This window comes from Lysobacter sp. Root690, from assembly GCF_001427785.1.
GTDB lineage: Bacteria > Pseudomonadota > Gammaproteobacteria > Xanthomonadales > Xanthomonadaceae > Lysobacter.
In genome coordinates, this window is the sequence record NZ_LMHM01000001.1 from 727,061 (window position 1) to 748,171 (window position 21,111).

Genomic DNA, 21,111 nt, shown 5'->3' on the forward strand with positions numbered 1-21,111 from the left:
CCGAGAGAACCGACCGTTCAATGCGAAACGACATCCGCTATCAAGGACGGTCGCCTACGAGATAGCCAGCGCATCCGTGTCGATCATCGTCTCGCGCACCTTCGCCGTAGTTTTCCGCCGGCATTCGAGCAGCAGCGGCGAGGCCAGATCGCAATCGGGATGCATGCGGTTGAGCGCATGAATCGCCCCAGCCAGACCGGTCATCAGCCCGGGCGTGAATGCCTGACGGGTGATGCCACCGACGATGCCGTGCTCCTCGATCGCCGAAACGACTTCGGCGGTCGCCTCATCAAAATCGATCGCGGAGCCTTGCGGATCGAGCGCCGATGCGCGCACCAGCAGTTCCCACAGCGAGAAATCGCCATGGCAGAGGGTGTGGGTGAAACCCCATTGGCCGCGCGACGCCGCCACCGCGCGGCGCAGGTCGCGCAGATCGCGCGAGTTGCCATCGCGTGCATACAGATCGGCCGCGGCCAGACCAATGCCGACCCCGCCGTTGCACCATGTGGGGAAGTTGACCGTGTCCTTCATGCGCACGTCGCGCCAGTTGCCGACCGCCGCGTCAAACAGCGAATCCTGGAAGGCGAAGGCGCCCTCGGCGAGCGCGTTCCAGCGTCGACGATCGGCTTCGCTGCCGGCCTCGGTCCGGGCCAGACGCGCCAAGGCCCAGCCGATGCCGTAGCCGCCGTGGGCGAAGCCGCCGATCGGATCGGCGATGCCCGCGGTCAGCCAATAAGTGCCCTGTTCGTCGACCCGTACTTTCGATTCCAGATGCGACGCCGCGCGCGCGGCGAGCGCCAGCCAGCGCGGATCGGCGCTCGCCTCGGCGAGGCCCAGCAACGGCAAGATGGCGCCGCAACTGCCGTCGGTGATATCGAGGCTGGGATCGTCGTCGAAGCCTTTTTGCTCGAGCGCCGCCGCGCATGCGCAGGCATTGGCGAGCAATTGCGGCCGCCCCAGCAGATCGTGCAACACCAGCCAGGCCCAGATGCGGCTGCCGTCGCCGGTGAAGCCGCCCACTGTCGCAGGCGTCTGAGCCGCGACGAAGGTCTGCAGGGCGAGCAAGGCGCCTTCGAGCGCTTCATCCACGCCCGCCACTGGATCAGCGCGTCCGTGCGCGACTTCATGGCGATAGCCGGCCAAAGTCACCGCCACGCCGCCGAGGCCGAAATACGCGTCGGCGCCCAAGGGCTGCACATGCCAGCCCTGGCTGCCGAAACTTTCCGGCGTGATCCAGGTGACCGAGCCGTCTTCGCCGCGCACGGCGAGCTGCAACAGACGCCGCATCGTGTCGGCGGCCAGCCGACGCCTGCGTTCGTCGAGGCGGTCGCGATGCGGATGGCGAGCGTAATGCGATCGGCTGTCGCGTTGATCCGGACCATCCGCGCCGCTGTTGAGCTGGGTGACCACCAGCGAACTGCGGATCGTCATTTCCTCCAGTTCGATCCGCATGCCGCGCCAGTTGGCGAGCGTCGCGGCGATGCGTTCGGGCGAAAGCGACAGCGCGAAGATCGGGATGTCGCCGTAGCGCAGCGCTTCGATTTCGCCGGCGATATCTTCCAGCGACGGCTGCGCGCCTCCAGTGGCGCTGGAGAACAGGGTGCGGGCGCGCTCGATCGCCTTGGCTTCCTCGTGCAGCGACGCCGGATGCCAGAGCATGCGGCCGATTTCCACGTAGACCTGGGTGGTTCGGCGCACGTCGCGGGCGCGGCAGCCTTCGAACGCGGCGAGCAACGGCGCGAGCCGGCCGTCCGCGTCGAGCCGGCGCAGCCGATGCGAGGCGTCGAGAAAAGCTTCGGTGATCTCGTCCCAGTAACGCGACACATCGGGGTTCGCACTGGGGTGGTTCTGCGACCGCTCCATGTCCGCTTCGACCAGTTCCACCCGCGCGGCGGTGGTGCCGTCGTCGGCGATGACCGGGACCTGCAATTGCGGCTGTTCGCCCGGCAAGGAGCCGGCGGCGGACAAGTCCGCGCGGCCGAAACCCACGCTGCGCGAACGGAACGGCACGATGCCGGTACGCAGCACCGAGTCTTGGATCAGGGTCTGGGCGAGGTCGTAGGCCTGGCCGTAGTTCGACGATGCGACCGGCCGCGCGGCCGCGAACAGACTCTCGACATCGACCACCACCGGCACCGGACCGGCCGCGACCAGATTCTCCAGGTGGATGTCGGTGCCGCCGAGCAGACGCAGCATCGCCAACCAATGGCCGAGGCCGCGATAGAAGCGGCGCAGTTCCTCGTCGCCGTCGCAGTAGCGATGATCGATGAAGGCGGCCCAACCGTAGTCGTCGCGTTCGAGCACCGCCGGCACGCGGATGCGTTGCTCCTCGTCGAACAACTGGGCGAGGAACGCATCGAACACCGCGTCGATGCGCAGCGAGCGCGGCTTGTACATGACCTGCCCGGCTTCGAACGTCAGCCGGGCCACGGTCTGCCCGCCTTCGTGTAGGTCGCCCTGGCCGAGGCTGAGCTTGATCAGGCGACCGGGCGCGGTGCCCATGAACTCGGCCAGCGCCGCACGATCGGCGATCAGGCGCGCCGCCAATGTTTCGATCGCCGCGCATTGCTGATCCAGCGCGCGTTGCAGACGCTCGCGCAGCGGTGGATAGCGATGCCGCAACAGTTCGGCGAATTCCGGGCTGAGCGCCTTGGCGACGAACTGGGCGAAGCGGCCGGCTTCGTCTTCGGCGGTGAGCTCGCCGCCGAGCTTGGCCGCATGCAGTTCGAGCAACAGCACCCGGTTGAGCTTGAGTCGCGCGTTCTCGTACAGAGCCTGCGCGAGCGCCGCGCGGATCAGTTCGGATTCGTGTGGGTCGAGGCCGGCGGGCAAGGCCGCGAGCCGAGTGTCGAACGCGTCGCGCGCGGCCGCGGTGAAGTGATCGATGATCGGACCGAAGCCCTCGTGGATACGGCTTTCGGTCATTGCGACACCGGGATGGAATTTGGGAGAGCGGGCCGTCGGCCCATGAAAGTACCGAATCAGTACCGAGACGACGCGCAACCCGGCTGGGTTGCGCGCCGACGACCTCGTGAACGGCTTACATGCAGCAGTAGCAGCGACCGCTTGGGCAGGTCGATATCGAAGTGGAGTGGGTCAACGGGGTCTTCATCGCTTCGTCCATCGCGATCTCCCCTTCGATGTAGAGCGGTCCCGCCGGATTCTTGTAACCGCCGACGTTGTTGGCGCCGGTGAGCCAGGCGGAGACGATATCGTTGCTTTGCATTGCAGGTCCTCCTTGAGTACTGAATGTCGCCCGGCAGACGGCGGCTCCGTGTGGCGAAACTCCGTCGCACCGGACATCGATTTCGAGCCTTGCGGCCTCTCACCGCGAACCGATTTTCATCGGCGACGTACCTCAAGAGATACCGCCTCGGCACTCTAAACAGCGGTATCGACAACTGTCAAATGAGCCGCGCGCTTAACTTTCGCTCGCACTGTCGGGCTGCATCGCGACGTTCGGCGACGGCGCGAAGACATGGAATGAAGCGGTCGAAAAACAGGTCGCCGCGATACTTGGCATCGCACACAAGCGCTGCGCAAAGCCGCCGATAGTGACCCAAATGTTATCGGCTCAGGCCGAACCGCCGTCACGGATATAGCGCCACGACAAATCCGCCGATAACAGCAGCCCGACCATGCAAACAACGCAGACGATTCGCAGGCCGGCATCGATGCGAACCGCATCGGCCAATAACAGACCGCACAAGGCCACGCCCAGCGCCGCGCCGGTCTGGCGCACTGCATTGAGCACCGCGGCGGCGGTGCCCGACCAGGACCGGTCCACGCTGGCCAGGATCATCGTCGTGGTGGCCGGCATGGCCAGCCCCATGCCGGCGGGAACGGCGAGGAACGCGGGCAATATCCACAGGTAGCTGTCGCCATCGCCGAGACGCCCCAGCCACGCGAAGCCCGACGCGCACAACAGCAGACCCGACAGGATCGTGACGCGGAAGCCGCGGCTTGCCAGCAGCCGGCCACCCAGCAGATTGGCGGCAATGAAGGCCAAGGTGAGCGGCACATAGGCCAGACCGGTCTGCAGCGGCGTATAGCCGGCGAACTGCTGCAGGTACAGGCTCATGACGAAGATCAGGCCGTAGTAGGCCAGACTGATCGCGATGGCGGATAGCAGCGCGATGCTGAAGTTGGGCAAGCGCAGCAGCGCCAATGGCAACATCGGTTGCGCGACCCGTGTCTGCGCGATCGCAAACGCGATGGCGCATGCCGCGGCCAGGCCGAATCCACCCAGCACTACGGCATGATCGAATCCCAGGCGCGGCGTCTCGATGATCGCGCCGATCAAACCGACCAGGCCGACCACCGCCAACACCTGCCCGGCCATATCGAGGCGCCTGTCGGCTTTGCGCGGCGTTTCCGCGATGCGCCAGGCCAGCACGATGCCGAGCGCGCACAGCGGCAGGTTGACGAAAAAGATGCTGCGCCACCCGAGCGTTTGCAGCAGCGCGCCGCCCAGCAGCAGGCCCATTGCCGCCGCCGCGGCGCCCGAAGCGGTCCACACCGCCATGGCGCGTGCGCGCTGCGCCGTGTCGTGCGCGAAGGCGTGATTGAGCAAGGCCAGCGAGGACGGCACCATCAAGGCGGCGAACAGCCCTTGGCCGGCGCGCGCCGCCACCAGTTGGGTCACGCTCTGGGCGAGGCCGCATGCCGCCGAGGTCAGCAGAAATCCGCTCAGGCCGATCAGAAAACTGCGTCTGGCGCCGAAGCGATCGCTGATCGCGCCGGCCGACAGCAGCAACGAGGCGAACAGCAAGGTATAGGCATCCACCACCCACTGCAGGCCGAAGATGTCGGCGGCCAGATCGTTCGCCAGCGTCGGCAGCGCCAGATTGACGATGGTGATGTCGAGCTGGACGACCATGAAACCAAAGCAGGCCGCGAGTCGGGTGACGCGAAGCTGGCGGTCGGAGGATCGAGGTGGCGTGGGTGATGGGTCGGACATTTTGTTTCCGTCGACAGGGTGAAAAGCGGTCCGTGGTTTCCGTAGTGGAAGACCCAATCCACCGCGGCTGTTTTGGCCAAGCGTCACGACAGAGCGTCCACGCGCGTGGGCGAGCGCCACACCACATCCACATGCCCGCGGATCGGCACCTGGCCGCTCGCATCGATCACCTGCATCGCGATGCGTGCCTTGCCTTCGCTTGAACCGGTCACGGCGATGATCTGCGCCGCGTCGATCGACGCATTGGCCTGGATGTCGCCACTGAGCGGCTTGCGGAAATCGGCCTGCACCGCCTTGACCACGAGCTTGGCGCCACGCGCCAGATGCTGCGCGACCACCAGCGCGGCGGCATATTCGCCGGCCAGGCTCGCCGCCATCGAATGAATGCCGCCGGCGCGATTGCGCAGATGACGACGATTGCCGGCCAAAATCGACACCTTGCCCGGTTCGATGGCGACGATGCGGAAGCCGTGGGTGTGGAAATACCGACTTTGCCGGCCCAGCGCCGCCGATACGATCCGATAGCGCCAGCCGCGGGGAAGAAACGCGAGCCGATCCAGCGAACCGGACACATCGCCCATGATCCGCTCATGCCAACTCAGGCTAGGCATGTCGCATCAACCCGCGGCATGTCCACTTGACGTAATGCGTCAGCACCCAGATGCCGCGGAAGAATTGCTTTTCTTCGCCGCCCTGCACTACATGCCGGTGATGCAGCTCCTGCAAGGTCAGCAGGTAGCGGAACAAACCGAAGATCCGATAGAACGCCCAGTCCTTGCTGCCGCGCGCGGAGGCGCTCAGGTAGCGATCGAGCAGTTCCTCGCGGCCGAACATCCCGGGCAAGTGCGACGGCTGCCACTGATAGCGCCGCGCGACGAAGTGGTCGCCCGGCTCGGTCCAGTACGACAGCAGTATGCCCAGATCCATCAACGGATCGCCCACGCCGGCGAATTCCCAATCCAGCACCGCGCGTATGCGCGTCGGCCGCGCCGCGTCGAAGACGATGTTGTCGAGCCGCCAATCGTTGTGCAGCAACGCGGCGTGACGTTGCTCGGGCACGTGATCGAGCAACCACTGGCCTATCGCGCGCAGATCGGCGCCGTTCCAGGTCCTGAGCCGAGCATGACGGCTCAACCAGTGCAGCAGCAGTTTGCGCAGATGGCTCGCGCTGGGTGGCGCCAATGTCAGATCCTTCGAGACCAGCGAACGCGGATCGATCCGATGCAGCGCGAGCATCTGCTCCAGCAGGTTGACGCACACCTGCCGCGCATCGCCGATCGACAAGGCGACGCCGCCGAACGATCGCCGGCGAGGCACGATCCCCGGAACGTAGCGCATGACATAGAACGGCGTTCCGACGATGCGTTGATCCGCGCACAAGCGGAGCATGTCGGCGACCGGACAGTGCGGTCGCAGCGCGGCCTGCAAGGCGAACTCGCGCCGCATCCGCTGCAACCCGCCCTGCCCCGGCGGCGGCCGGCGCAACACCAGGTCGTGCGTGTCGTAGCGCAGGCGATAGGTCAGATGCGACATGCCGCCGTCGCAACGATGGATATCGGGCCGCCCGTCGACATCGACGCCCTCCGATCGCAGCCAGCGCGTGACCGCCGCGACCGCACCGGACGTTTCCGACAACAGCGGATCGGTGGATCGCGACGGCACCGGTTCGACGTGCGCGCGTTGTCCGACGAACTGCCGGTGCCGGATCGAAATTCCGGCCGTACTTGTGCGATGGCGAAAGCCGAAATCCGGATCGGCGAACAGTCGCGCGCGCGCGCCTGAATCGGTCAACACCGCCGGGCCGAGACGATGCGGCCCGCGCGGCGGCCCATCGAGGCCGGGCGGCGACGCAAGCGTGGTCGGCTTGTCGTACGCGGATGGCCCGCCTGTATCGCCTTCGTCCTTGTCGTTCGCCATGGCGCGCCCCTGTCCGACTGCGTCCGCCTTCGAGTGCTCCGCGCAAAACCGGCCGTAGCGCACAGTTCCGCTCGCTCCAGCCGCGGCGGCAAGCACGCCGCTATCGCGCGAATCGATAGCACGCGTCGGGCTGCATAACTGATACTCGCGACCGCTTTCCCGGCCCCGGGCGGATCGGCGCGCCTGCGCGATCGCGCATATCGGCCGACGGTCTCAGTTGCGATGCGTGACCGGTTGCCGCGCGTGCGCAGGCGATCGCGGGACCGTCGCGCGCACCCCGGTCAGCAAAGCGTCGGACGCCAAGACACAGGCTGCTGCTGCCTTATTGCCAGGACGCGTGGCGGGCGTGCTCGGTCGCATGAAGCGCTCCGAGGCGCGCTATCCCTTCATGAATGCGCACACGCATCGTCCATCCCGCGACGCAAGGCCGTTTCGCGCCATCGCCATGTTGCGCCGCGACAAATAAATCGGCCGAGAAAACGCTTTCTGTCGAGTCCGTAGCAGCCCATGTCCTGTTTTATTGACAGCGCTGTCAGTCCGCGTGTCAAATCGCCCCGCGGCACTTTCGGGGCATGCAGGATGTACCTGCATATCCATCGCAAGATCCTGGGGAGGAGTTTCGATGAAGCAAACGCGTGTTGCCCCGCGGCACACCATGCTGGCGTCCGCACTGTTGTTGGTGCTCGGCCAGCCGCTGTACGCACAGACGACCACGACCACGCCGGGCACCGCTGCCGACGAGCAGCCCAAACCCGATGGCGAGCGCGATGCGAGGACGCTCGACACGGTCGTCGTCACCGGCATCAAGGGAAGCCTGACCTCGTCGATGAACCTCAAGCGCGATGCGCAGGGTGTCGTCGACGGCATCGCCGCCGAGGACATCGGCAAGTTCCCCGACACCAACCTGGCCGAGGCGCTGCAGCGCATCAGCGGCGTGTCGATCGACCGCAGCAACGGCGAAGGCTCGCGCGTGACCGTGCGCGGCGTCGGCCCGGACTTCAATCTCGTGCTGCTCAACGGCCGGCAGATGCCGACCGCGACCGGCGGCCGCGCGTTTGAATTCAGCGACCTGGCGGCCGAATCCATTTCCGCGGTCGAGGTGTTCAAGACCAGCCGCGCCGCCACGCCCACCGGCGGCATCGGCGCGACGATCAACATCAAGACCGCGCGGCCGCTGGACAATCCCGGCCTGCACGCCAATGCCGGCATCAAGGGCATCTGGGACGGCTCCGACGACGATCTGCCGGGCGCCTACAAGGGCGATTCGGTGACGCCGGACGCGTCCGGCATCTTCAGCAACACCTCGGCCGACGGTCGCTTCGGCATCGCGCTGAGCGCGAATTACCTCAAGCGCGAATCCGGCTCGGCCTCGGCGTTCGTGGCGTCGGGCAATGGCTGGCGTCCGTTTATCGATACCCCGCAGCCCAACGGCGAAGGCGCCGGCTCGGCGTTGCCGCTGCCCGGCCAGCCCGGTTCGGGCAACATCACCAACCGCCCCGGCCCGAACGACGTCTACTCGATGCCGCAAAGCCTGGGCTACAGCATCAACTCGGTCAAACGCGAACGCGTCAACAGCCAGCTCACCTTCCAGTGGGCGCCGACCGACAACCTCACCACCACGCTCGACTACACCTATTCGCAGAACAAGATCGAGCAGCTGCGCAACGACATGTCGGTGTGGTTGAACTTCACTCCGGGCACGAGTTCGTGGACCAAGGGCTCAGGTTCTTCGCCGACCTATTACGACGAGCGCTACAACGGCAACTCCGACTTCGCCAACGGCGCGAGCAAGACCGCGGTCAAGCGCGAGAACAAGTCGGTCGGCCTCAATGTCGATTGGCGCGTGGCCGACAACTTCAAGCTGAACTTCGACTACCACCGCTCCACCGCCGAATCCTCGCCCGACAGCCCGTACGGCTCGAGCAACACGCTTGGCGCCGCCGGCTTCTTCCGAGCCGGCAATACCATCGACTTCAGCCGCGATTTCCCGGTGCTGACGCTGCACCTGCCGGCCGGCATGACCGCGATCGACCCGGCGCAGATGCTGGTCGCCGGCTCGGTGTTCCGCAACGACATGCACCGCGCGAAGATCGAACAATTCCAGGCCAACGGCGAGTTCGAGTTCCAGAACTATTCCAAGCTCAATTTCGGCGTCGCCTCGACCGACTACGAAAACCGCTCGGCCTTCACCAACGTCCAGCTCGATACCTGGGGCGGCGCCACCAGCGTCAACGACTACCCCGATTCGGTCTGGCGCCTGCAGCACATGGGCGATTTCTTCAACGGCGTCAGCGGCAGCAACGATCCGAACTTCACCGATTCGTTCTTCCTGTTCGACTTCGATCAGGTCCGCCAGCTGGCCGAGGACGCGTGGGTCGCCGCGGGCAAGGGCTCGCGCGAGGACTACCGCGCGTCGTTCGACTACAGCGGCGCCGCGGTTCCCGGCAGCACCGCCAACCGCACCGTGGGCGACAGCCAGGTGCGCGAGGAGTCGAGCAGCTTCTACGTACAGTGGAGCAATACCTTCGAGTGGAAGCTGCCGGTCAACCTCGCCGCTGGCGTGCGTTACGAGCGCACCAAGGTCAAGGCCTCGGCGCTGCAGCCGGCGCCGTCGGGTATCGACTGGCTGTCGGAGAACGAATTCATCATCCGCTACTCCGGTTCGGAGTTCCGCAATCTCGACGGCGACTACAAGTACTGGCTGCCCAGCCTGGACGTGTCGGTCGACCTGACCGACAGCATGAAGCTGCGCGCCAGCTACGGCGAGTCGATCGGCCGGCCGAACTGGAGCAGCCTGAATCCGGCGCTGGGCGTCGGCGGTCAGGCGCGCTACGACGGCGGCGGCGGCGGCGCGGGCAATCCCGGGCTCAAGCCGCTGGAATCGCGCAACTTCGACCTGTCCTACGAGTGGTACTACGGCGAATCGAGCTATTTCTCGGTCGGCTACTTCCGCAAGAAGATCGACAACTTCATCGCCGATCAGGTCAGCCGTCAGACCCCGTATCCGGATCTGCACACACCCGCGGGCGGCGCGTACTGGAATCAGGCCATCGCCCAGGGCTGCGCCGCCACCGACCGGCCGTGCATCCGCAACTTCATCCTCAACACCTATAACGGCCAACCCGGCGTGGTCAGAACCGGTGTCGACGCCAACGGCATCGCGACCGGCACGATCACCGGCCAGCCCGGCGATCCGGTCCTGACGTTCAACATCACCGCGCCGGTCAACAACCGCTCCGATACGCTCGACGGCTGGGAGTTCAACCTGCAACACGTGTTCGGCGACTCGGGCTTCGGCCTGGCGGCGAACTACACCATCGTCAATTCCGGTCTGACCTATAACGACGGGCGCCTGGGCACCCAGTTCGCGATGACCGGCCTGAGCGATTCGGCGAATCTCGTCGCGTTCTACGAAAAGGGCCCGTGGCAGGCGCGCGCCGCCTACAACTGGCGCGACAAGTTCCTGACCTCGCTCGGCGACGGCAAGGGCGCCAATCCCGCCTACGTCGAGGCTTACGGGCAGCTGGACATGAACGTCAGCTACGCGGTCAACGACAATCTGGTGCTGTCGCTGGAAGGCATCAACATCACCGACGAGACCATGCGTACACACGGGCGCAACTCGCGCCAGTTGTATTCCTACGATCAGTCCGGGCCGCGTTACATGTTCGGGGTGCGCTACAAGTTCTGATCGCGGCGATCGCCACGCCTTGCCGTCGGCGCGCACGGGACTACTGCTTCGGCAGACCCATGCGACGTCGACGGTGAGGGCATGGCGGCCATCGTCTTCGGCCACGGTCCGGCGCCCGATGCGCCGGCGATGCGCGGGCCTTCCCCTCGGTGCGCCACGGGTACATTCTCCTCCGGAGCAGCCACCGCGGGCGCAGCCCCGCGGAAACCTGCGCCGCGGCTGGTGTTCCGCGGAATCCGCACCCGCTGGGCGCCACGCTCACTCATGGCCCGCACCGATCCTGGAAACCGCGATGCCCCAAGCCGTACTGCTCAACAACATCGACCATCACGACCTGCGCGTGATCACCGCCCGCGGTGCTCGCTACGGCGACGATACGATGCTGGCGCCGACCTTCTTCCGCGAGTTCCGCGACTTGCAGGCGCACTACCCGGTGGTGTTCCAGAAGACCGCGGACGGCGGTTTCCAGCCGATGGCGCTGCTGGGCCTGCGGCCGGACGAAAACCTGTTTCTCGACGGCGAAGGTTCCGGCACCCAACGCTGGGACGCGCATTACCTGCCGATCGCGGTCCAGCGCCTGCCGTTTCTGATCGGCATCGCCGACGACGAACCGATGATCCATATCGACCTGGCTCATCCGCGCGTCGCCCGCGGCGATGCGGCCGAGGGTGAGCCGCTGTTTCTCGAACATGGCGGCACCACCGCGTACCTCGACCACATGGCCTCGATGCTGCGCGCGCTGCACGACGGCCTGCGCGACAATGCGGACTTCATCGCCGCGCTGCTGCGCCATCGCCTGCTGGAACCGTTCGCGCTCGATATCCGCCTGGACGACCGATCCGAACTGCGCCTCACCGGATTTCACACCATCGACGAACAACGCCTGCGCGAACTCGATGCCGCGGCACTGCATGAGCTGTCGCAAGCCGGTTTTCTCGAAGCCGCGTACATGGCGATGGCCTCGATGTCGAACTTGCGCGACCTGATCGAACGAGTGAACCGCCGTCATGCCGCCGATCGCTGAGGCCATCGAGGAACTGCACAGTATCGACGCGGCGGCGCTGCCCGAGGCCTTGCTGCATCCCACCCGGCCGTACGTCTTGCGCGGTCTCGCGGCGGATTGGCCGATCGCCCGCGCCGGCGCGGCGTCGGCGCAGGAGGCGATCGCCTACCTCAAGGGTTTCGCGCGCGATACGCCGGTCACGGTCAGCATCGCGCCACCGCAGGCTGGCGGACGGATTTCCTATCGCGAGGACATGCTCGGCTTCGGCTTCTCGCAGGAGAAGTCGACCTTGCCGGTCGTGCTCGACAGCTTGCTGCAACAACTCAACGATCCGGCGGCGCCCACTGTCTACGTGGGCTCCACCACGATCGATACCTGGCTGCCGGGTTTTCGCGAGCACAACGACCTCGGCTTCGGCGCGGCCCAGCCGCTGGCGAGCATCTGGATCGGCAATCGCACTCGCATCCCCGCGCATCAGGACGTCCCCGATAACATCGCCTGCGTGGTCGCCGGCCGGCGTCGGGTAACGTTGTTTCCGCCCGACCAGTTGCAGAACCTGTACATCGGTCCGCTCGATCGCACCCCGGCCGGACAGGCAGTCAGCCTGGTCGATTTCACCGCGCCCGATTACCAGCACGACCGCGAACGTTTTCCCCGATTCGCCGACGCCTTGCGCCACGCGCAAACCGCCGAACTCGGGCCCGGCGATGCGGTGCTGATCCCGAGCATGTGGTGGCATCACATGCAGGCACTGGATGCCTTCAATGTGCTGGTCAATTACTGGTGGCGGCAGTCACCGAAGTGGATGGACACGCCGATGAACGCGTTGCTGCTCGCGATCATGAGCGTGCGCGACCTGCCACCCGAGCAACGCGAGATCTGGCGCGAAGTGTTCCGCCATTACGTCTTCGATGCCGACGCGCAGACCGCGGCGCATATTCCCGAAGCGGTGCGCGGCCTGCTCGCGCCGATCGACGAACTTCGCGCGCGCGAATTGCGCGCGCGCCTGCTACACGGCCTGAACCGTTGAGAGACGCCATGCATAACGATGCCGAGCGCAATGCAAGCGCAGCCAGACCGATCAAGCGCGTGGTGATCGCCGGCGGCGGCACCGCGGGCTGGATGGCCGCGGCCGCGATTTCCAAGATCCTCGGCGGCAGCCTGGAGATCAGCCTGATCGAATCGGAGGAAATCGGCACCGTCGGCGTCGGCGAAGCCACGATCCCGACCCTGACCACGTTCCACCGCCTGCTCGATATCGACGAGCGCGAGTTCATGGCCTCGACCCAGGGCACGATCAAGCTCGGTATCTCGTTCGAAAACTGGACCACCGAGCAGCACCGCTACATCCATTCCTTCGGCAGCACCGGCAAGGATCACTGGAGCGCCGGCTTCCAGCATTTCTGGCGTCGGGGCCGCGAACTCGGCCTGGCCGGCAGCTACGACGACTACTGCGTCGAACTGCAGGCCGCGCTGCAAGGCAAGTTCGCGCATCTGAAGAATTACCGGATGAACTACGCCTACCACCTCGACGCCAGCCTGTACGCGCGATTCCTGCGCACGATGAGCGAGGGCAACGGGTGCCGGCGCATCGAAGGCAAGATCGTCGAAGTGCTTACCGATCCGGATTCGGGCTACATCACCGCCTTGCGCCTGGAGCGCGGCGAAGTGATCGAAGGCGATCTGTTCATCGATTGCACCGGCTTCCGCGCGCTGCTGATCGACAAAACCCTGGGCGTCGGCTTCGAGGATTGGTCGCACTGGCTGCTCAACGACAGCGCCATCGCCGTGCAGACCACTTCGGTATGCGATCCGGTGCCGTACACCCGCGCGATCGCCGAAAAGTGGGGCTGGCAGTGGCGCATCGCGCTGCAGCACCGGGTCGGCAACGGGATCGTCTATTCCAGCCGTCATGTCGGCGACGATGAGGCCAAGCAGGCGTTGCTCGATAGCGTCGACGGCGAGATCCTCAAGAATCCCTGGCCGGTGCGGTTCCGTCCGGGACGGCGCCTGCAGTGCTGGAGCCATAACTGCATCGCACTCGGTCTGGCCGGAAGTTTCATCGAACCGCTGGAATCGACCACCATCCATCTGATCCAGCGCGGCATCACTCACCTGATCCGTTCGTTCCCGCAGGTCATCAGTCAGGCCGGTGTCGACGAATACAACACCCAGATGGCAGATGAGCTGCAGCACGTCCGCGACTTCGTGGTGCTGCACTACCACGCCACCGAGCGCCGCGATTCGCCGTACTGGGAATATGTGTCGAGCATGACCTTGCCCGATACGCTGCGCCGTCGCATCGAATTGTTCCGCGAGACCGGCACCGTGTTCCACGTGCCCGGCGAGTTGTTCGCCGAGAACTCGTGGATCCAGGTGATGATGGGCCAAGGCATCACGCCGAAGACCCATCATCCGACCGCCGACACCATGAGCCAGGCCGATCTGCGGCGGTTCCTCGACGACATCCGCACCCAGGTCGACGCCACCGTGCGCGCATTGCCGTCGCATCAGGCTTATCTCAGCCAGTACTGTCCCAGCGCGCCTCGCGTGACGGTGCCCGCCAATGTCGCGTGATCGGATGAACACTCGTTCCGGCAACACGCGCGGCCTCGGCGTCGCGCTGGCTTCGGTGGGTCTGTGCGTGGCGATGGCCTTCGCGCCGAAAGCGGCCCAGGCCGAGGGATTCCTGCGCGCGCAAGGCCAGCAGATCGTCGACGAACACAACCGCCCGGTGATTCTGCGCGGCGTGGGTCTGGGCGGCTGGATGCTGCAGGAGGGCTACATGCTGGGGCTCAGCGGTCCGGGCATGCAGCACACGATCCGCCGGCGCATCGTCGATCTGATCGGCGAGCAGGACACGCAGGTGTTCTACCAAGCCTGGCTGGACAACTATGTCAGCAAGGACGACATCGACACCTTGGCGGCCTGGGGCTTCAATTCCATCCGCTTGCCGATGCATTACGAGCTCTACACCCTGCCGGTGTCGAAAGAGCCGGTGCCGGGCCAGCAGACCTGGCTGGAGGACGGTTTTCGTCGTACCGACGAACTGATCGCCTGGGCCAAGGCCAACGGCGTGTACGTGATTCTCGATCTGCATGCGGCGCCCGGCGGTCAGGGCAACGACCTCAACATCTCCGATCGCGACCCGTCCACGCACTCGCTGTGGGACGACGCCGCCAACCGCGACAAGATGGTCGCGCTGTGGCGCAAGCTGGCCCAGCGCTATCGCGACGAACCCGCGGTCGCCGGCTACGACATCATCAACGAGCCCAACTGGGGCTTCGCCAGCGCCAAGGACAAGAACGGCTGCGAGGAAACCGGCAACGCGCCGCTGCGCGAGCTGCTGATGCGCACCACCGCGGCGATCCGCGAGGTCGACAAGCGCCACATCGTCATCATCGAAGGCAACTGCTGGGGCAATAATTACCGCGGCGTGCTCGATGCCGGCCTGTGGGACGACAACTTGGTGCTGAGTTTCCACAAGTACTGGAACGGCACCGGCCGCGACAGCATCAAGGATCAACTGGCCCTGCGCGCGCGCTGGAACATCCCGCTGTGGCTCGGCGAGACCGGCGAGAATTCCAACGACTGGTTCGCCCGCACCGTCGAAACCATGGAAGGCGAAAGCATCGGCTGGGCCAACTGGCCGGTGAAGAAGCTGCGTTACAACAACCCGCTGCAGGTGATCGCCAACCCGGGTTACGAGCGAGTGCTGGCGTACTGGGAAGGCAAGGGCCCGCGACCGAGCCGCGAGCAGGCGCGCGAGGCGCTGCTGACCCTGGCCAACCACGACATTCTCCTGCACAACAATGCGCGCCATCCCGACGTGGTCGATGCCTGGCTGCGCGCGCCGCGCGACGACCGCAGCCTGCCGTTCAAGCGCAATGCGATCGCGTCCGGCGGTGGCGAGGTGGCCGCGGTCGATTTCGATCTGGGCCGCAACGGCGTGGCCTATTTCGACCTGACCGCGGCGAACGAGAGCGGCAAGCCGAGCGGCGACTGGAACCCGTCGCAGTTGTATCGCAACGACGGCGTGGACCTGATTCGCACCGCCGACGGCCTGCGCGTGGCCGCGATGCAGAACGGCGAATGGCTCAAGTACACGATCGAGGTCGAGGCCGCCGGCAATTACGCGTTGACGGTACGCGGCAGCGCCGGTCGGCTGAAGATAAAGCTCAACGGCGACGCATTGGCGCCGATCGATGTGAATCAATCCCGGCCGGTGACCTTGCCGCGCGGCCGCAACACGGTGGTGGTCGAAGCGGTATCGGGCACGCCCGATCTCGCGTCGCTGCAACTGCAACCCGTTTCCGGAGACGCTCGCTGATGCGGGTATTGGTCAGCGACATCGGCGGTACCAACGCACGCTTCGCCATGGCGGAACTGGCGCGAAGCGCGCCGCTGCTGCACGACAGCGTGCGCGAGTACCCGGCAGCGGATTTCCCGGGCGCCGCCGATGCCGCGCGCCACTTCCTCGACGAACTGGGCGAACGCGCCGATGCCGCGGTGTTCGCGGTGGCCGGCCGCGTGCGTTTCGAGGAAGCGCAGATCACCAATCATCCCTGGCAGATCCGCGCGCCCGAAATCGGCGCCGCGCTGGGGACGCCGCGGGTGGCGCTGATCAACGATTTCGCCGCGCAGGCGATGGCGATCTCGCGGCTGCGCGCGGACGACGTTGTGGCGATCGGTCCGCTCGGCTGGCCGGGCTTCGACACGCGCGCCACGCAAACGTATGCGGTGATCGGACCGGGCACCGGCTTGGGCGTGGGCGGTCTGCTGGTTCGCAACGGCCGCTGCTTTCCGCTGGAGACCGAAGGCGGCCACGCCGGTTTCGCGCCGTCGCGGCCGCAAGACCTGCGTACCCTGGAATGTCTGATGCGCAGGTTCGGGCGCGTGTCGTGCGAACGCCTCGTATCCGGGCCCGGGCTGGTGAATCTGTATCTGTCGGTGTGCGAGGTCGAGGGCGTGGCGGCGGAATCGTTGTCGCCCGCGCAGATCAACACGCACGCCGCGGCCGGGGATGCGCACTGCCAGCAAGCCGTCGATCTGTTCTGCGCGGCGTTCGGCTCGATGGCCGGCGATCTGGTGCTGACCCTCGGCGCCTGGGACGGCGTATTCCTCGCCGGCGGCGTGGTGCCGAAGCTGTTGGATGCGATGCGGACACGCGGCTTTCGTCAGGCCTTCGAAGCCAAGGGCCGCTTTTCGCCGGCCATGGCCGACGTGCCGTCGCTGGCGGTCGTGCACGCCTGCGCGGGCCTGCTCGGCGCGGCGGCGTATGCGGCGGAAACCTACGAACCGGCGGCGGTCGCTTAGCCGTCGCCGGTGGTTTCAGGCTCCACTCGCGCATACCGGCTCGGCGAACGTCCCACCTGCCTGCTGAAGGCGATGCTGAAAGCGCTGGCCGAACCGTAGCCGACGCGTTCGGCGATGTCCGCCACGCTCAGTTCGTCGCGCCGCAGCAGGTCCTTGGCGATTTCCATGCGCCATGCGAGCAGGTATTCCATCGGCGCGACGCCGACCGCTCGGGTGAAGCGATCGAAAAACGCCGATCGCGACAGCGCCGCTTCCTTCGCCAGTTGCGCGACCGTCCAGGAACGGTCGATGTGCGCATGCATCCGCGTCAACGCGATCGCCAGCCGTTCGTCGCCCAGGCCGCGCAGCAATCCCGGCGGCGCGGTCACCGCCGTGCCCGAACGCAGCGCTTCAACTAGCAGCATCTCGACCAACCGGCTCAGCATGAACTCGCTGCCGGGTTTGCGGTCTTCGTACTCCTCGCCGACCATCTGCACCAACTGGACGAGCCGCTGCGATCCCTGCACATGCACGACCGCCGGCAGCAGCGACACCAACAGCCCGGAATCGGCGCCGTCGAACAGGAACGCGCCGCCGAGCGAACGCATGTCGGGCGGTCCGTCCTGATCGCCATGGCGCAGCTCGCCCTGCCCGCCCGGAACCAGCTCGGGATCGATGAACACCGGCGGCGCCGGCACGAAACTCGACATGGTGAAGCCCGGCGTCGTCGGCAACAGCACGAAATCGCCGGCGCGGATGCTGATCGGCGCATGCCCGTCCACCGCCAGCAGCGCGCCGCCTTCGAGCACGATGCAAAAGCTGGGCCGGCCGTATTGCGCGTAGCGCACGGCCCAGTTGCCCTTGCCGCTGATGAGGTTGGCGAACGCCGCGCGCGGCTGCAGTAACCGGACGACTTCGGTAAGCGGGTCGCTCATTGGACGCTCGCTAAATTAAAACGGACTTCCCATTATCGACCATCCCGATGGCCTTCCCTATCGTTCGCTCCGGACTATTCACTTCACTGGAGCCAAACGATGAACGACGCAACCAAGACCGTATTGATCACCGGCTGTTCTTCGGGCTACGGCCTGGAGACGGCCCGCCATTTCCTCACCCAGGGCTGGAAGGTGATCGCCACGATGCGCACGCCGCGCGAGGACGTATTGCCTACCTGCGAGCGCCTGCGGATCCTCGCGCTCGACGTTACCGACCCTGCCAGCATCACCCAGGCGCTGGAACTCGCCGGGCCCGTCGACGTGCTGGTGAACAACGCCGGGATCGGCCTGTTCGGCGCGTTCGAGGCCACGCCCATGGTGACCGTGCGCGACGTCTTCGAGACCAATACCTTCGCGGTCATGGCGATGTGCCAGGCATTCATTCCGCAGTTCCGGGCCCGCCGCGCAGGCACCATCGTCAATGTCACCTCCAGCGCCACCCTGGCCGCGTTTCCGCTGGTGGCGGCCTACACCGCCAGCAAGACCGCGATCGAGGGATTCACCGCTTCGCTGCAGCACGAACTGCAGGCCTTCGAGGTGCGAGTCAAATTGATCGAGCCCGGTTACGGCCCGTCGACCCGTTTCACTTCCAACGGCCAGCAACGCATGCAGGGATTGATTCCCGAGGCCTATGCGCCGTTCGCGCACAGCGTGTTCGCCGGCCTCGCCGACAACACAGCGGTCACCCGCGAGAGCGATGTGGCCGAAGCGGTCTGGCGCGCGGCCAACGACGCATCAGATCGATTGCATTTCCCGGCGGGCGCCGACGCCGTGGCATTGGCGCGGCAGCCCCGACTCGCATGAAGCCGGCTGTCGCCGTCAGCAGCTGAAGAAGAACGGCTTGCCCGGCGTGCCCTTGCCCAGGGTGCGTGTATTGATATCGAGCGAGTACCACAGCCCGCCGCGCCGCAACGACACCGGCACGGCGCCGCAACCGGGCGCCGCGTCCTGGAAATCCTCGCCGAACGGCGTTCGCCCGGCCGCGTCGATCACCGCATAGCCGCGCGCGCGTTGCAGGACCAGGAAGTCCTGAGTCTGCATGTACAGCCGCCCCTCGAAGCGCCCCACCCGGCGCGGCTCGCCGCGCGCATCGAAACGGAACAACTCGGTGTTGCCGTCCTCCGACGGCAACGCCAGCATTCCCGATCCGGTGATCGCGACCCTGCAGCCGTTGAGGCCATGCGGCGCGCGGGTGAACGGGGTCAGGTCCAGAGTGAGGTAGACACAACCATCGTCCTTCGTGTCCAGCGCCAGCGCCACCAGCGTATTCCACGACCATAACGCCGCCGGCTGCCCATCGGTCAGCGCACGCAGCTCGATCACTTTGGCGATGCCGTCGGCTGCATGGTGCGGGCCACACTCGCTCAACAGTTCGACCCGCTGCTTGGCGAATGCGATCCACAGTCCGGCGCCGCGTCCCGCAGCCTGCTCCTGACTTGGCTTCGACGCCGGACACCTGTCGATTCCGCCGCTCGCGGCATCGACGAATTCGATCGAATCGAAACGCGGCGGCAGCACTTCGCGCAGGTCGGATGCGAGTATGCCGGTCGCGCCGGCATCGGCCTTCGGCGCATACCAGTACGTCTCGCCGCCGCTTCTGCCGCGATAAGGCGAGAGGTAAGCGTAATAGCCCGAGCGCCGCACAAGCGGGCGATCGCCGGGCCCGATGCGGATCAGCTGCATGCCCAGGGGATCGCCGCCGACCAGCACCACGCTGCCGTCGTCGTTGATGTGATCCACACCCAGACTCGCATAGGCCAGCGGCAACACCGTGGCACCGTGGACGTCGATCACGCCCTGACAGCTCCCGCGCGCGACTTGCAGCAATCGGTCATTGATCGGCTGCATGCGGTCGAAGATCGGCGGCGTCAGGCGCCGATCTTTTTGCTCCAGACCGAAACGCCACAAGCCAGCGGCGCTGACCGCATAACGGCGAATGCCCTGGTCCGGTGCGATGTCATCGTTCTGCTCGTCATAAAGTGAATTGAACGCATCGCCGTCGGGCTCGCCGTCGAAACGGCACGGACCGGCTGCCTCGCGCAGCGCGCGCGCCGAGGAGAAGTCGATACTCGATCCGGTGTGCACGCCGGTTTCACTGCCGACGCTCGTCGCCGGCCACAGCAGGCATAAGGCCACAAGCCACGTTGTTTTCACCGACCGACTCCGTTTTCGCGAGCTGCCGACGCCTTCCGTTGGCTGTGACGCCGGCCACCGTCCATAACGGAATCGTCCATGCAAGGCAGGGGATTATGCATCGCGGCAGATCGACGCGAGCGAACCGCCGTGTACGCGCTGGCCTCGACGAGCGCGATGGGCGCGTGCATCCAGGCTTTGCGTCATCGCTGCTTGCATGCCGCCCGCGACGAAGCCGCCTGGGCCCGAATCAGATCTCGGCGGAGGCGCCCGACGACACGGCGATCGTGATGGCTTCCTGCAGATGCTCATGGCGCCAGTTACTCGGCCCGCGAGCGTGCGCGGTGACGCGAACAGCGCCATGGGTCTTGTCTTGCCAAGCAACCTGACACTCGATCTCGATCGGCTCCCCACTCACGCCGACGACTCGGGTTGAAGCCGCGCGCCCCACCAAGGCGATGAGTTCGGTCTCAGGGAGGGTGCGGATGGCTTCCAGTTCCTCCTGAAGTACGACGTATGCGTCCGAAGTTCTCATCGATGAGCCGCCATGCGCGCAACGGCGGGATTGAAGCCGTCCACGCAGCGATTCAGTTCGGGATGATTTTTCATTTGCGACAGGCCGCCTTTACCTTGGAAGCCCAGTACCGGTCGCCAGGATCGACCGTAACAACCCGGAAGCCGTGCCTGTCGCCTTCCGCTTCGACTCCGGCGCAGTCATCGACCAGCAAGTCGATCCCGAATGCCGGCGGGTACTTGGACGGACCGACGGGCCGGCCGCGCAAGGCGTTCGCATGGGCGGTTGCATTCACCACGCCGCCGAGACGAATTCCCGCGCATAACAGCCATAGGTACAGGTAGCGCTTCGAACGCAGCGAGGACGTGTATATCCAGACCTCATGCCCGTCGGCCTGCAGCTCGCGCATGAGCGCGACCGCCCCTTCGCGCAAGGGTTCGCGAAAAACCAGGCGCATCGGCAGCGGCAACGACGAAGATCGGAATTGCCCTCGACCCAGCGGAGTCAAGGTCCCGTCGATATCGAAGGCGATCCGCATCTGAAGTTGCCCCGGGACCTCGGTCAATGACGCCATGCCGCGGAAACAGCGCGGCGCCAAATCAG

At 66.0% G+C, this 21,111-nt stretch carries 16 protein-coding genes; 7 read left to right on the top strand and 9 right to left on the bottom strand.

Going from position 1 to position 21,111, the window contains the following annotated elements:
* Nucleotides 1-54: 54 nt before the first annotated feature.
* The 5 genes from ASD86_RS03165 to ASD86_RS03185 form a co-directional block, all read right to left on the bottom strand.
* The gene (locus tag ASD86_RS03165) at nt 55-2,925 is read right to left on the bottom strand and encodes a type 2 lanthipeptide synthetase LanM family protein (RefSeq protein ID WP_056106707.1); all 2,871 of its coding nucleotides are present in this window, start codon (nt 2,923-2,925) and stop codon (nt 55-57) included.
* Nucleotides 2,926-3,040: 115 nt separating this feature from the next.
* Nucleotides 3,041-3,226, bottom strand: coding sequence for a DUF6229 family protein (locus ASD86_RS03170; RefSeq protein WP_056106709.1), 186 nt, complete (start codon nt 3,224-3,226; stop codon nt 3,041-3,043).
* A 348-nt stretch (nt 3,227-3,574) separates the two neighbouring features.
* The gene (locus ASD86_RS03175; RefSeq protein WP_056106711.1) at nt 3,575-4,960 is read right to left on the bottom strand and encodes an MFS transporter; all 1,386 of its coding nucleotides are present in this window, start codon (nt 4,958-4,960) and stop codon (nt 3,575-3,577) included.
* Nucleotides 4,961-5,043: 83 nt separating this feature from the next.
* On the bottom strand, nt 5,044-5,541 hold the full coding sequence (locus ASD86_RS03180; RefSeq protein WP_056106713.1) for a DUF4442 domain-containing protein: 498 nt from the start codon (nt 5,539-5,541) through the stop codon (nt 5,044-5,046).
* 22 nt (nt 5,542-5,563) lie between these two features.
* On the bottom strand, nt 5,564-6,877 hold the full coding sequence (locus ASD86_RS03185) for a phosphotransferase family protein (protein WP_056106715.1): 1,314 nt from the start codon (nt 6,875-6,877) through the stop codon (nt 5,564-5,566).
* Between the two features lie 622 nt (nt 6,878-7,499).
* On the opposite strand from ASD86_RS03185, the gene ASD86_RS03190 reads away from it, so the two are divergent.
* The 6 genes from ASD86_RS03190 to glk all read left to right on the top strand — a co-directional run bounded on the left by ASD86_RS03190 (nt 7,500) and on the right by glk (nt 16,887).
* Nucleotides 7,500-10,568 (top strand): TonB-dependent receptor, encoded by a 3,069-nt coding sequence (locus tag ASD86_RS03190; protein ID WP_056106716.1) that lies wholly within the window; start codon nt 7,500-7,502, stop codon nt 10,566-10,568.
* Between the two features lie 292 nt (nt 10,569-10,860).
* Nucleotides 10,861-11,592, top strand: a complete 732-nt coding sequence (locus tag ASD86_RS03195; RefSeq protein WP_056106718.1) for a SapC family protein — start codon at nt 10,861-10,863, stop codon at nt 11,590-11,592.
* Nucleotides 11,576-12,601, top strand: coding sequence for a cupin-like domain-containing protein (locus ASD86_RS03200; protein ID WP_056106720.1), 1,026 nt, complete (start codon nt 11,576-11,578; stop codon nt 12,599-12,601). The genes ASD86_RS03195 and ASD86_RS03200 overlap by 17 nt, the downstream gene beginning before the upstream one ends.
* An 8-nt stretch (nt 12,602-12,609) precedes the next feature.
* Complete coding sequence (locus ASD86_RS03205) at nt 12,610-14,148, top strand: tryptophan halogenase family protein (protein ID WP_056106722.1); 1,539 nt, start codon at nt 12,610-12,612, stop codon at nt 14,146-14,148.
* A 4-nt stretch (nt 14,149-14,152) separates the two neighbouring features.
* Complete coding sequence (locus tag ASD86_RS03210; RefSeq protein WP_200957171.1) at nt 14,153-15,901, top strand: cellulase family glycosylhydrolase; 1,749 nt, start codon at nt 14,153-14,155, stop codon at nt 15,899-15,901.
* Nucleotides 15,901-16,887, top strand: a complete 987-nt coding sequence (glk, locus tag ASD86_RS03215; protein WP_056106724.1) for a glucokinase — start codon at nt 15,901-15,903, stop codon at nt 16,885-16,887. Before ASD86_RS03210 ends, glk begins: the two co-directional genes overlap by 1 nt.
* On the opposite strand, the gene ASD86_RS03220 is transcribed toward glk, so the two are convergent.
* On the bottom strand, nt 16,884-17,801 hold the full coding sequence (locus ASD86_RS03220; protein WP_056106726.1) for an AraC family transcriptional regulator: 918 nt from the start codon (nt 17,799-17,801) through the stop codon (nt 16,884-16,886). The two genes, glk and ASD86_RS03220, sit on opposite strands and share 4 nt — an antisense overlap.
* Nucleotides 17,802-17,900: 99 nt before the next feature.
* Between ASD86_RS03220 and ASD86_RS03225 the strand changes: the two genes are divergently transcribed.
* Nucleotides 17,901-18,665, top strand: coding sequence for an SDR family oxidoreductase (locus ASD86_RS03225; protein ID WP_056106728.1), 765 nt, complete (start codon nt 17,901-17,903; stop codon nt 18,663-18,665).
* Between the two features lie 15 nt (nt 18,666-18,680).
* Here ASD86_RS03225 and ASD86_RS03230 read toward each other — a convergent pair whose 3' ends face one another.
* From ASD86_RS03230 to ASD86_RS03240, 3 genes are all read right to left on the bottom strand, one after another.
* Complete coding sequence (locus ASD86_RS03230) at nt 18,681-20,015, bottom strand: hypothetical protein (RefSeq protein WP_157476069.1); 1,335 nt, start codon at nt 20,013-20,015, stop codon at nt 18,681-18,683.
* A gap of 229 nt (nt 20,016-20,244) precedes the next feature.
* Complete coding sequence (locus ASD86_RS03235; RefSeq protein ID WP_056106733.1) at nt 20,245-20,529, bottom strand: hypothetical protein; 285 nt, start codon at nt 20,527-20,529, stop codon at nt 20,245-20,247.
* 70 nt (nt 20,530-20,599) lie between these two features.
* Nucleotides 20,600-21,082, bottom strand: coding sequence for a hypothetical protein (locus tag ASD86_RS03240; RefSeq protein WP_162253600.1), 483 nt, complete (start codon nt 21,080-21,082; stop codon nt 20,600-20,602).
* Between the last annotated feature and the right edge of the window lie 29 nt (nt 21,083-21,111).

Excerpts from the sequence above, each read along its gene's own strand:
- ASD86_RS03165 (WP_056106707.1), bottom strand. The coding sequence starts at position 2,925 with ATGACCGAAAGCCGTATCCACGAGGGCTTCGGTCCGATCATCGATCAC.
- ASD86_RS03170 (WP_056106709.1), bottom strand. The coding sequence starts at position 3,226 with ATGCAAAGCAACGATATCGTCTCCGCCTGGCTCACCGGCGCCAACAAC.
- ASD86_RS03175 (WP_056106711.1), bottom strand. The coding sequence starts at position 4,960 with ATGTCCGACCCATCACCCACGCCACCTCGATCCTCCGACCGCCAGCTT.
- ASD86_RS03180 (WP_056106713.1), bottom strand. The coding sequence starts at position 5,541 with ATGGGCGATGTGTCCGGTTCGCTGGATCGGCTCGCGTTTCTTCCCCGC.
- ASD86_RS03185 (WP_056106715.1), bottom strand. The coding sequence starts at position 6,877 with ATGGCGAACGACAAGGACGAAGGCGATACAGGCGGGCCATCCGCGTAC.
- ASD86_RS03190 (WP_056106716.1), top strand. The coding sequence starts at position 7,500 with ATGAAGCAAACGCGTGTTGCCCCGCGGCACACCATGCTGGCGTCCGCA.
- ASD86_RS03195 (WP_056106718.1), top strand. The coding sequence starts at position 10,861 with ATGCCCCAAGCCGTACTGCTCAACAACATCGACCATCACGACCTGCGC.
- ASD86_RS03200 (WP_056106720.1), top strand. The coding sequence starts at position 11,576 with ATGCCGCCGATCGCTGAGGCCATCGAGGAACTGCACAGTATCGACGCG.
- ASD86_RS03205 (WP_056106722.1), top strand. The coding sequence starts at position 12,610 with ATGCATAACGATGCCGAGCGCAATGCAAGCGCAGCCAGACCGATCAAG.
- ASD86_RS03210 (WP_200957171.1), top strand. The coding sequence starts at position 14,153 with ATGAACACTCGTTCCGGCAACACGCGCGGCCTCGGCGTCGCGCTGGCT.
- glk (WP_056106724.1), top strand. The coding sequence starts at position 15,901 with ATGCGGGTATTGGTCAGCGACATCGGCGGTACCAACGCACGCTTCGCC.
- ASD86_RS03220 (WP_056106726.1), bottom strand. The coding sequence starts at position 17,801 with ATGAGCGACCCGCTTACCGAAGTCGTCCGGTTACTGCAGCCGCGCGCG.
- ASD86_RS03225 (WP_056106728.1), top strand. The coding sequence starts at position 17,901 with ATGAACGACGCAACCAAGACCGTATTGATCACCGGCTGTTCTTCGGGC.
- ASD86_RS03235 (WP_056106733.1), bottom strand. The coding sequence starts at position 20,529 with ATGAGAACTTCGGACGCATACGTCGTACTTCAGGAGGAACTGGAAGCC.
- ASD86_RS03240 (WP_162253600.1), bottom strand. The coding sequence starts at position 21,082 with ATGGCGTCATTGACCGAGGTCCCGGGGCAACTTCAGATGCGGATCGCC.